The 11,857-nt window shown below is 57.1% G+C and carries 11 protein-coding genes; all 11 read left to right on the top strand.

Going from position 1 to position 11,857, the window contains the following annotated elements:
• The first annotated feature begins 95 nt into the window (after window positions 1–95).
• Complete coding sequence (locus tag NKJ93_RS31655) at window positions 96–389, top strand: hypothetical protein (protein ID WP_023722841.1); 294 nt, start codon at window positions 96–98, stop codon at window positions 387–389.
• A 95-nt stretch (window positions 390–484) separates the two neighbouring features.
• Window positions 485–3,490: a TrlF family AAA-like ATPase gene (locus NKJ93_RS31650; protein WP_031195301.1), complete on the top strand. Its 3,006-nt coding sequence runs from the start codon at window positions 485–487 to the stop codon at window positions 3,488–3,490.
• Between the two features lie 268 nt (window positions 3,491–3,758).
• Window positions 3,759–5,018 carry a metallophosphoesterase family protein gene (locus NKJ93_RS31645; protein ID WP_023722843.1) on the top strand — a complete coding sequence of 420 codons (1,260 nt, stop codon included), beginning with the start codon at window positions 3,759–3,761 and terminating at the stop codon, window positions 5,016–5,018.
• Complete coding sequence (locus NKJ93_RS31640; RefSeq protein WP_352593255.1) at window positions 5,015–6,604, top strand: ATP-binding protein; 1,590 nt, start codon at window positions 5,015–5,017, stop codon at window positions 6,602–6,604. Before NKJ93_RS31645 ends, NKJ93_RS31640 begins: the two co-directional genes overlap by 4 nt.
• A 104-nt stretch (window positions 6,605–6,708) precedes the next feature.
• A complete protein-coding gene (locus NKJ93_RS31635) occupies window positions 6,709–8,484 on the top strand; it encodes an ATP-binding protein (RefSeq protein WP_352549425.1) in 1,776 nt (591 codons plus the stop codon).
• Between the two features lie 435 nt (window positions 8,485–8,919).
• Entirely contained in the window at window positions 8,920–9,366 is a 447-nt protein-coding gene (locus NKJ93_RS31630) for a hypothetical protein (protein ID WP_023722846.1), read from the top strand.
• Window positions 9,363–9,566, top strand: coding sequence for a hypothetical protein (locus NKJ93_RS31625; RefSeq protein WP_031195303.1), 204 nt, complete (start codon window positions 9,363–9,365; stop codon window positions 9,564–9,566). The genes NKJ93_RS31630 and NKJ93_RS31625 overlap by 4 nt, the downstream gene beginning before the upstream one ends.
• A gap of 93 nt (window positions 9,567–9,659) precedes the next feature.
• Entirely contained in the window at window positions 9,660–10,037 is a 378-nt protein-coding gene (locus tag NKJ93_RS31620; protein WP_156948343.1) for a hypothetical protein, read from the top strand.
• Between the two features lie 158 nt (window positions 10,038–10,195).
• Window positions 10,196–10,717 (top strand): hypothetical protein, encoded by a 522-nt coding sequence (locus NKJ93_RS31615; RefSeq protein ID WP_198030579.1) that lies wholly within the window; start codon window positions 10,196–10,198, stop codon window positions 10,715–10,717.
• The gene (locus NKJ93_RS31610; protein ID WP_023722851.1) at window positions 10,714–11,415 is read left to right on the top strand and encodes an IS6 family transposase; all 702 of its coding nucleotides are present in this window, start codon (window positions 10,714–10,716) and stop codon (window positions 11,413–11,415) included. The genes NKJ93_RS31615 and NKJ93_RS31610 overlap by 4 nt, the downstream gene beginning before the upstream one ends.
• Window positions 11,416–11,612: 197 nt before the next feature.
• Window positions 11,613–11,857, top strand: a 245-nt coding sequence (locus NKJ93_RS31605; protein WP_502902613.1) for a calcium-binding protein, incomplete at its 3' end; no start/stop codon positions are given.

Genomic DNA, 11,857 nt, shown 5'->3' with positions numbered 1-11,857 from the left:
GAGCTGGCGGCTGCTACCAAATCGCGGCGGAACACGGACTCAATCCAATTCTTTTGGAACGAAAATTCACGGAACGCTTCGGATCGGCTCCCGCAGTGCTCGAAAAGCTGGAACACGCCAGGGCGTCAGCTCGCCCCGAGATCGACTACGAGATCGACTACGAGAAGGTGAAGTCACTGGTCGAATACCAGTGCAAGAGATTCCGAGTGAAACCTGACAAATTCTTTCCGCTCAAAGGGAAAACCAAAGTCACGATCACCTCGCGGCTCGTGGGCGACCACATGATTCATATCGACGTGGACTTTTACGAATGCGCCGTTATCGAGAGGGTCGGCAACCAAGTGCGCGAGGGCTTGGAAGCATTGTGGGGAAACCGGACGAGCAAATGATCCACCTTCTCGCCTCCAGCAGAGGCCGAGCGCGATATACATTCAATGGCAACAACAATTGACAAGTTGATAATCGTTGCAGACGGCACTAACAAATGGGCGAGATCGGGGGACGAATGAAACCAGGTTCCAAGAATGGGGCAGTGTGGCGCCGTTGGGATTTACATCTCCACCCACCGGGGACCAAGATGTCCAATGGATATGGGAATTCGTCTCCAGAGATCGATGAAAAGTACATTGATGCACTCGAAGCGTCTCCCATCGAAGTTTTCGGAATTACTGACTATTTCAGCTGTGACAGGTCGTTCGAGATAATTGACGCTTTCCACAAGAGGCATCCTGATTCCCCTAAGGCATTTTTCATTAACATCGAATTTCGCCTCTCCGACGCAATTAACGCAGCGAGTGACAGCCCGCATCTTCACGTGATTTTCGACAGCGACGAGCAGTTCTGTCCCCGCAGAAAGATCGAGAAATTTCTGCAGCTGCTGACAACGAAAGGTGTGGATCGTTCCGGCGCCTCCATATCCTGCGCTGAACTTTCAAAGCCTGCGGACTATGAGTCCGCCTCGGTGGCGTTCGAGGATCTTAACAAGAAGCTCAACGAAGCATTCGGTGATAGCCAGCCCTATCTCCTCGCGTTTCCCGCTAAGAACGATGGCATGAAGTCCACCGACATGTCTTCACCTCGGAAAGTGAGGGTAGCGGACAACATTGACCGGATATGCCACGCCTTTCTAGGTTATGGCGCGAGCCGCGACCATTTCTTGCGAAAAGATCGCTATGACGACGGCCAGTCGGAGCCCAAGCCCGTGATCTGGGGCAGCGACGCGCATTCATTTGAAGATTTAGAGCGGCTGCAGGGAAACATCCCCTCCTACCCATACACGTGGATCAAAGCCGACACGACGTTTCGCGGCCTGCAACAGATCTGTTACGAGCCCGAAGCTCGGGTGTTCATCGGAGAAGAACCTCCCGTCGAGACGCGAAAGATCCAACATCCGACGAAGATTCTCAGAGGACTCAAGATAGGGCAGGTGAGAGGCTATGATGGCGCCCAGGGGCAGTGGTTTAAAAACGTAGACCTTCCACTCAATCCCGAACTGACGGCAATCATCGGAAACAAGGGAAGTGGCAAGAGCGCATTGGTCGACATCATCGGTCTGCTCGGCGAAAGCCGCCTTGAGGAATACTTCGCATTCCTGTCAGACTCCCCCGAAAACAAGAAATTTCGGCAGAGACGCTACGCAGAGAACTTCGAGGCCGAGCTTGAATGGCAGAGTGGAAGCCTCACCGCGAAGCGGCTGAGTGACCATGTCGAAAGTACAAAGCCGGAGTTGGTCCGCTACCTGCCGCAGAACTATTTTGAAAAACTCACCAACGAAATCCAGATCGAGAAATTCCGGCGGCAGATCGAAGACGTTGTTTTCTCCCACGTGGACGAGACCGAACAGATGGGTCAAGCCTCCTTCAAGGAGTTGCAGGATCTGAAAACTTTGCGCAGCAAGGACGAGACCAGTGCGCTAAAGACGCGCCTTCGTGCCCAGAACGTGAATCTGGTCGCCTTGGAGGAACAAGCTGATCCGCAGTTTCGCCGGACTCTGAAAGCGCAGCTTGATGCTAAGTATAATGAATTGAACGCTTTAGCCAAGCCGGAGGTGATGGACGCACCGGATGATATTGAAACCCCAGAACAGAAAGTCCTTTCAGCGACCGTCGAACAATACAGCGCCCAGCTTACAGCTCTGCGCTCTCGGGAGCAACCCGCCATCGAGTATCTGGCTGAGCTAAAGAGAAAAAAGCAAGTTCTCGAAGGTGTTAATGAGTCACTTGAAAGTCTTACCAAGCGGGTCGCAGATGCGGTCGAGCAGATCCGATCGGATCTTGGTAAATTCGGGCTTGATGCCGATCAAATCGTTTCGCTGCGCATCCAGAATGCGGCCTTGCTTAGCCTTGCTGCCGACCTGACCAACCAGATCGGCAAGCTCGAAGCTAACAATGAATTAACGTTTGAGCACGGGTTTGACTTCTCGACCCTTGAGAGCCTGCCGGACATCCGGAAGGCCATCGACCATTTGGTCGATGCCGTCAATCTCGCGCGGGACAAGCTTAGCGCGCCGCGGCGCGCATATCAGCAGTATCTGGAGCGCCTCGACGCCTGGAAGAGCCGAAATATCCTGATCACGGGCAATGAAACCGACCCGCAACCGAACACCATTCGATATATCGAGAGCCAGATCACCGCTCTGGACAATGATTTGCCGGCGAAAATCGTCGCGGCTCGGGAGGCGAGGCGTAAGCTTGTCGAAGCGATCTATGCGAGCAAGAACAAGATCCTGAAATTCTATGCCGACCTTAAGAAGAGTGTCGACACCAAGCTATCCGAGGTTGCGATCGAGGGCTTCAGCGTCGAGATCGACGCGTCGTTCGTTCTCAGTAAGGACTTTCAGGATAGCTTTCTGTCCAAGGTCAGCAAAAACAAACGAGGCCCGTTCAATGGCCAAATCAAGGAGCCGGGCCAAACCTTGTCCGACTTCCTCCGCGATGTCAGCTGGAATGATTTCGCCGCGATTTCAGCGGGCCTCGACCGAATTCTCGACGCGATGCAGACGGAGGACTTGAAGTTCACCGACCAGGTGCGCGACCAGAAGGAGTTTTACGACTTCCTATTCAGTCTCGAATACATTGAACCATCGTACAAGTTGCGTCTTAGCGGCAAGGATCTTGAGGAGCTGTCGCCGGGTGAGAAAGGACTCCTTCTGCTTGTCTTCTATTTGCAGCTCGACAAGAACGACATCCCGCTTATCATCGATCAGCCCGAGGACAATCTCGACAATCAAAGCATCTTCTCGGTGCTTTCCAATTGCATTCGAACGGCCAAGAAACGTCGTCAGGTCGTTCTCGTGACGCACAACCCGAACCTAGCTGTTGGTGCGGATGCCGAGCAAATCGTCTATGTGAAACTCGACAAGACCAAGAATTACAAGTTTTCCTACGAGAGTGGCGCAATTGAAAATCCTAATATTAACCGGCGTATTGTCGATGTATTGGAAGGGTCTCAGCCGGCGTTCGTTAAGAGGCGCCTAAAGTATAATTTCTAGCCGTGCATCGTCAGGCCTGCGTCAGGGTTTAGCCCTGTGAGAACTGCCGGCGAAGCGGAACTAGATCGATGGTGCAAAGGCACATAGCAAGTCCCGCCAGAGCTTTGACAACTGCATCCTGCGACGTGATAGGAGCCTAGCGAAACTACGCCGGCATGAGTGCTAGATGAATGGCAGCCTGAGCTCAGGACAGCCAACACCGCGTGTCGTATAATTTTTTGTCGAGCCGCAGTCGAACACCCTATGTTCAGTGGCCGGAGACCGCCGAATGGCATTTCGATTTATACATACGGCCGATATTCATCTCGACTCGCCGCTGCGTTCGCTCGCGATGCGAAGCCCCGATCTTGCCGAACTCGTCGGAGACGCCAGTCGCCAGGCGTTTGTCTCCATTGTGGATCTGTGCCTTGCGGAGCGCGTCGATGCGCTCGTCATTGCCGGCGATCTTTATGATGGCGATCAGACTTCGATGAAAACAGCACGGTTCCTGGCATCGCAGATGACACGCCTCCACCAGGCCGGCGTCAGGGTTTTCAAGATCCGCGGAAATCACGACGCCCTGTCGCGGATATCGAAACAGCTCGTCTTTCCCGACACGGTAACGATCTTCAGCGGCCGTCCCCAGTCCGTACTTCAAACGGCCGGCGGTCTTGACGTCATGTTCCATGGATTGAGCTTCGCAAGCCCCAAGGCACCTGAAAGTCTGCTGCCCAAGTATACAGCCGCCCGTGAAGGGGCGGTCAATGTGGGTGTCATGCACACGAGTCTTGCCGGATCGCCCGGTCACGACGTCTACGCCCCTTGCAGCGTCGCTGACTTGCACGGCCATGGTTTTGACTACTGGGCGCTCGGGCACATCCACGTCCGCAAGGTTCATCCTAGAGCGAGCACGGTGGTGATGCCAGGAATGCCGCAAGGCAGGGACATAAACGAGGCCGGCGAAAAGTCAGTCACTTTGGTAACGATACGTGACGACCGTTCCGTCGAGGTCGAGGAAAGGCTGACCAGTATCGCGCAATTCGAGCGGGTGAACGTCGACCTGACAGGGACTGTCGAGTGGCCAGAAGTCGTCGGGCGAATCCGATCCGCGCTCGAAGATATCCGGGCTTCCGTCAGATCCCGTCACGTTGTTGTCCGTCTCGGTCTGACCGGTGACTCGCCTTTGTCTTGGGCACTGATCCGCGACAGGGACCTGCTCCTGGCCGAAGCCGAGCAGGTAGCGGAACAGGCCGGCGACACATGGGTGGAAAAGCTCGAGCTGGGCCTCTCTCCGCCCAGGACGGAAGCACTCGAAGGCGTCGCGGATCCGATTTTCGAACTCGCTGAATCCATGCGCGCCGATGCAAGTTCAGAAGCCTTCCGTGCTGAAGCGAGGGAATTCGTCCTGAAAACCATCGCGGACCTTCCGCCCGACGGGCGCGACTTCGCCGGAAAAGACGAGGCCGCGCTGGAATTATTCCTCGACAGGGTTCTTGCCAGCGGCGCTGACCTGGTCACGGCCCGCCTCAAGGCAGGTGGATCGCAATGAGGCTCCGGCGCCTTGATCTCATTCGTTATGGAAAGTTCACCGACAGGACGATCGAGTTCGGACCAAAACCGGATTCCGGGCCCGACTTGCATATTGTATTCGGGCTGAACGAGGCCGGCAAGTCAACCGCGCTTTCCGGCTATCTGGACTTGCTGTTCGGGATTGAAGAACGCAGCCGCTACAATTTCCTGCATGAATATAGCGCGATGCGCATCGGCGGCGTGCTCGAATTCGGGGGAGAGGAGCATACGTTCTCACGCACGAAACAGCGCAACAACTCGTTGTTGAACGCAATGGGCCAGCCGGTGAGCGAACTGGCGATTGCGGCACATCTCGCAGGTCTGTCCCGGGACGCATACGGCACCATGTTCTCGTTGGACGACGAGACACTGGAAGCCGGCGGAAAATCGATACTGGAGTCGCGTGGAGACCTGGGCAAGCTCCTGTTCACGGCCAGCGCCGGTCTTGGACACGCGAGTGACACATTAAGCGCGCTCGAGGCAGAAGCGGACGGGCTTTATCGGAAGCAGGCACACGGAACCGAACTCGCGCTTCTCAAGAAGCGACTTGCGGAACTGAAGTCCCGGAAGGATGCTATCGACACACTGGCTTCGACGTTCGAGACCCTCGAGGCCGAACGTCTTGATGCGGCGGAAAAATACGATCGCAGCATCACCGAACGGTCGGTGCTGTCGGCTAGGCTCGATACCATTGCCAAGTATCTCCGCGCAGTCCCGATCCTCGCGGATATCCGACGTAAGGTAGCCCGGCTGGCTGAGTTGCCTGACATCGCTTCACCGCCACGGACCTGGACAGGTAGTGTCGCCGAAATGATCGATGAGGACGCCAGCCTGAGAACTCGGCTGTCAGCAAACGTCGACGAAGTCGAGCGAGTGACGATGAAAATCGCGTCGGTCGAGGTGGACGAGGTGATCCTTGCAATCTCCGAGCGGGTTCGCGGACTGGCGGATCGCAAGGTGCGCTATATCTCGGCAGGCTTGGACCTGCCCAGTCGCAGGACGGAGCTGCAAATACTCGATAACGCCATGGCAACTTGCCTTGCCGCACTGGGAAGGTCCTCCGAGCCAGAGCCTGCCGCCCTGATTTTGCCTGCTGCCATTGCTGGTGCTGTTCGCAATATGGTCGAGCAGCGATCCGGAATTGCTACCAGCGTGCGCGTCGCCCGAGACGAAGCCGCGGCAGCCCTTGATGCGCTTCAGACGGCACGCGAACGGGTCGGTGAAGAAAGGGCCGTGCCCGAGCCTGCCAGGGCAAGGCTTACCTCGGCTTTGTCGAAAGCGAGGGGGAGTGGGCACCTAAAGGAGATCAAGATGGCACGGGAGGCAGAGGACGAGAGCGGAATTCGATGGGAAACAGCGGTCCATCGCATGCATCCCTGGTCCGGAGATGCTCAGGCGCTGGCCAAGATCTCAGTTCCGACGGCCCGGCAGATTGGTGCATGGAAAACTCGCTCAGCAGAGCTTGGGACGAGCAGGGCAGTCCTTTCAGAACGTCTTGCCGAATACCAGGCCAATCACGAGTTGCTCTCGGCGCGGCTGGACGCCCTTCGTGGCTCGGTGACATAACGGACGATGAAGCCGCCGCAGCCATCCGGCGTGCCCGGGACGAGGCTTGGACAAGGCATCGAGATGACCTTAAGGGCGAAACAGCGGACGATTTCGCGGTAGCGTTGGCTCGTGACGACAGTGTTGGAGCAGTTCGTCTGGCCAACGTGCGGGAGCTCGCCGAGATCCGAACCACGACCCGCAGCCTTGCCGAAACCGCGGCCTTCATCTCGCGTGCGAGCGCCCAACTTTCCCAGGTCGATTTGGACGTGGAAGCAGCACTGTCGGAAATCCGCGTATCGGCAAGAGATCTGCTCGGAGATAGCCTGGAATCTTCGCCTGAACGAATGATCGAACTGATCGAGGATCGTACTTCTGCCCGGACCGATGCGCTCGCGGCGTGGGAGGGGATCGAGGTCGCACGTAAGAAGGCTGGTCGGGCGGCCGACGAGGGAGACCAGATACGCCTGGAGTTGAGCGGGGCGCTGGAGAGCGTCGGAATACAGTCTGACTCCGAAGAGAGTTTGGAGACGATCATGGCCGTCACAGAGCTGTTCCTCGACAGGCAGCTCAAAGTGGACGCTGAACGTGCCGAGGCGCTCCGAACAGTCAGCGCGAAGGAGGAGGATCTGGCTGCCAGACGACGGGCCGTGGACGTGGCAGAAAGGCGTGAGGAAGAATGGCTGGCCGGCGTTGCGGAGGCGCTTAAGGGTACCTGGCTCGAGAGCGGGCTTTCGGCGCCCGGAGTGGGGAGCGTACTCGATCAATTGGCTGAACTGTCCAAAACCCTTCAGGATCGGGATGCCATGCAGCTCCGCATCGGGAAGATGGAGGCAGACAGAGATAATTTCATTGTCGAGATTACCGCAGCTGCAGCCGAAGCGGGTGAACCGCCGAACGACGACGAACCGGAACAGTTGGCGATCCGGCTTGCTGAGCGCCTGGAGCGCGCCGATCGCACTCGCGAGGCGAAGGCAAACCTCGTCAATGACCTGCAGCGCCTTCAAGATGCTCGTGGCACACTCGATGTCGAGATCGCGGCGCATGAACGCCGCAAGAACGAGGTCTTGGGCGTCTTTGGCGTAACCACCCTATCCGAAGTCGTGGAACGCGACGAGCTGCTGCGGGACAGAGATCGTCTGCGCGCTGCTGTAGCCGACCTTGAGGAGCAGTTGTCGACCGAGCTCGCTGTGGAGGGGATCGAACAGGCGTGTTCAATATTGAATGCTCTCGATTTCGATAGCCTTGCAATCGAAAAGGCTGAAGGCGAGCAGCGGCTTCGGGATCTTGATGAAGCGATACAACAACAGCTTATCCGGCAGACGCGAGCGGCGGACAAACTGGACGCCATTGGCGGCGATAGTGCTGTTGCCCGAATAGATGCCGAACGTCGCACCGTCCTTCTGGAAATCGAAGAAAAGGCCGTCCATTATATCGAGCTTAAACTGGGAGTTATGTCGGCTGGAAACGCTCTGCGCGTATACCGCGAGCGTCATCGCTCCGGGATGATGGCGCGGGCATCTGACGCTTTCGCGCTCATCACGCGCGGTCAGTACTCGGGCCTGGCAACCCAACCGGTGAAGGGCGGCGAAGTCCTCATCGCATTGCAGCGCGACGGGCAGTCCAAGGTCGCCGACGCGTTGTCAAAGGGCGCGCGTTTTCAGCTCTACCTGGCCCTGAGGCTTGCCGGGTATTACGAATTTGCCCAGTTTCGACCCTCAGTGCCATTCATTGCCGATGACATAATGGAGACTTTCGACCATTTCCGGTCCGAGGAGGTTTTCAGACTGTTTGGCGAGATGGCAAGTGCGGGTCAGGTGATCTACCTTACGCATCACCAGCACCTATGCGAGATCGCCAAGGCTGTCGTGCCGGGCGTAACGATCCACGAGCTCGGATAGTTGCCTGCTGTCGCGTAGCATGAGTTGATGCACCTGCTACCCAAAGACGACTTCCGTAGGCCGAACCTTGGATGGCCGCTTTGCGCCCCATCTCCGCCTTTCGGACGACGACACGCTTCTCCCGAAACCGGTCATTCCTCCGAGGTCTCGGCGGCGAGCGACCCTAGCGACTGCGCCGGGACAAAGCCGTCATCCACGCGGGTCACACCGAACGACAATTTTCTGCAGGACCAGGCATTGTTGATTGGGATTGGACCCCGCCGCGAATCCCGGATGCTGACCGCTCGCTGACAATCGACATTGAATTGTAGGAGAGTGGACATTCGGACCGGTATAAATGCCTCCGTGTACTTGATCTCTCTACCGCATTGAGCAGAGGTAGGCACCGCAGCTGCTATCATGGCGTGACACAACAACAGCTCCGGGGGAAAAACGATGGATGAACAAGAGGCGAAGAGCGCTTATGATGAAATATCGGATGTGCTCCGAAAGGTCGGGTTGAATTGGGTAGTAGAGCAAGTTGAGGAGAGCATCTATCTCGGGAAGACGGTCATCACTAAAGCTGATGCCAGCGAGTTCATCGATGACCAAGTCGCGGGTCAGCGGCGCGGCAGACGGCAAATGCAGGAGTTCGTTACGACTCAGCTCTTTTCCAACATTGAGCGCCTAAATCTTCTTCTCGATGCCATCGATCGCATATTGGCTCTCCCGCAGTTCGCAACCGATGCGCTGAAGATCTTGGAAGTAAAGAGCGTGACGTTCGTTTCTGAACGAGAAGGCGATGATGGCCACAGCTTGCGCAGCGATTCAGGCAAACAGCAGGAGGCAGCCCGCCGCCGCTTCCGGGAACTGCGCCAGCAAGCTGGAGTTACCGCCGCATGATGACCGCATCGACTCTCGTCGGACAGATCTCCGCGATTCTCGGTCCGGCACATGGCATGAATTACTCCGCGGCGTCGGACGCCAACGACGTGTTCGAAGGCTATACGCTCGCGATCGTCGTGAGGGCGGCCCGCGCCGCTGGGGCCACCATCGCTTTCGAGGCGAACGATGGAAATGCCACCACCAACTTGATTTTCTGAACCTCGCCGGGCGACATCTTCAGCCCGAAGAAGAAATACACCCACGCCGTTATAGGCTTACCAGGCTGCCCGCCGCTTGAGGCGCATATCGGCGTGAAAGTGTCGGGGCGCTCGGGTGTCCTCCACGAATGCGATCTCGCCGTGATCGATCAACACGAAGCGCGCGTCTGTCGCAAAGAAAAGGTGCATCCTCGTGCTAGCAAGGTCCTGAACGCAGCCGAATGTAAATTTTACGCGAGCACCCTGAAGTTGGGTTTGGCGCGAGGATATCTCGGACTCGCCGAAGAACTCGGTAAGCAAGATCGGTTGCTGGTGACCAACACGACCTCCGATTCCGCAGCAAGGATGATTGCCTACCATAAAGCCGGTTGGGAGTTCGACCTGTCGTCACCGACTTCGGCCCAGGCAGTAGATCTCGAAGCGAAATTCAAAGAGGCCTTTCGCAACTATGTTGCGAAGCGCAAATCGTGAGCGCTGGTTCGATCCTAGTCAGCGGGAGCATTCCGCTGACGGAATCTAGCATTCGTTCGTCTCCGCATCGCAGAGGTGTCCGTTATGCGCTCGAGTACTAAATTGCTCTCGCCGCCCGGCGTCTTTAGAGAATGCGCTTGGCGAACGGAATGGGACTCATGACGGAGAACTTCAATTACATCTCTTTTGGCAACTGGGAATATGTCGAGGGGAACGTCGATGTCGTCACCATCGGGCGAGGGCGCATGTTCGAATACACGCCGCCTGACACCGAGAAGCGGCTTGAAAGCCTCGATTCCACTGCGATCGCCTTTCTCGAAAAGTTGCCGACTTTTCTGTGCAGTGAGATCAAGTCGGCCGGAGACGCCGTCTCCATGCTCATCAAGTACGGTCGGATCTCCGACACCACGCCAGGGCGAAGAGAGGTCTCCACCACTTTCGAGACATTGGTCGATTTCGGCGAGGTGGGTTTCGACGACATTGAGATGGCCGGGTCGGTGTTCGGCGCGGACCGGTTCCAGCTCTACCGCACGCATTGGGCAGTCCGTGAAGGCGATGCCCAAGAGGTGCTGGCCAGATTGGCCGATCTCAAACCCAATCTTGCCCATCTTATCGGGGAGCAAGGGGGGCATCGTCAACTTAACGAAGCGTGGATACCGATGTGCGATGACGGGCTATGACAGAGCGTGACCCACTCTACCGCCGCCATCGCTTCCCCGCCGAGATCATCGCCCATGCTATCTGGCTCTATTTCCGTTTTCCTCTCAGTTTGCGAATGGTCGAGGACTTGCTGGCGGCACGAGGGATTATTGTCTCGCATCAGACAGTCCGGCTTTGGGCAGAGAAATTCGGGCGGACCTTTGCCAGCGAGATCCGCCGCCGCTCAGCGGGTCGGCTGGGTGACAAGTGGCATCTCGACGAGGCCGTCGTTTCGATCCGCGGCAAGAAGCACTGGCTCTGGCGCGCCGTCGATCAGGACGGTTTCGTCCTGGAAGTTCTGGTGCAAAGTCGTCGCAATGCCAAGGCGGCCAAGCGTCTGATGCGCAAGCTGTTGAAGGGCCAAGGCCGCGCGCCGCGCGTGATGATCACCGACAAGCTTCGGTCTTACGACGCTGCAAAGCGAGAGATCATGCCGGGCGTCGATCACCGTTCGCATCAAGGCTTGAACAATCGGGCGGAGAATTCCCATCAGCCAGTCCGGCGACGGGAACGGATCATGAAACGCTTCAAGTCACAACGCCATTTGCAGCGCTTCGTCTCAATTCATGATCCGATTGCCAACCTGTTCCACATCCCCCGCCACGAAATCTCCTCCAGCCATCATCGCGAACTGCGTTCAGAGGCAATGAACCTCTGGGCAAAAATCGCGCGGGCTTGAACCGCCGTGGGGCAAGCGGGCTACGACCGCCTCGCGCTCTTTAAGTTTACGATGCCCCCGCAACTGCTCAGCAGAAGGAAGTGAACGTGAGTGCATCCATTTCGTAAATGTGTGTCTATCCAAGCAATCGATTTCTCTAATTATCCGATGAGGAATATGAACGCGCCAGGCAGGGTGCATCATTAGGAGTATTTTCGATGGCAAACATTATCGAGGGTGGCCCGGGTTCCGAAACACTCCTCGGCACCGAGCTTGAAGATTGGATGGAGGGTTTCGGGGGCAATGACTGGATTGACGGTCGTGGCGGCAACGACGAGATCTCGGGTGGCGCGGGCAGTGACCGAGTCATCGGCGGCGAGGGTAACGACCGCATCTTCGGCGGAGATGGCTGGGACGATCTCTCCGGCGACAACGGCCGCTTCAACGCGCGCATCTCCGGTGA

This window comes from Mesorhizobium sp. M0028 (genome assembly GCF_040323855.1).
GTDB lineage: Bacteria > Pseudomonadota > Alphaproteobacteria > Rhizobiales > Rhizobiaceae > Mesorhizobium.
The sequence above is the reverse complement of the archived record's forward strand: the minus strand, read 5'-3'. Positions and strand labels throughout refer to the sequence as shown.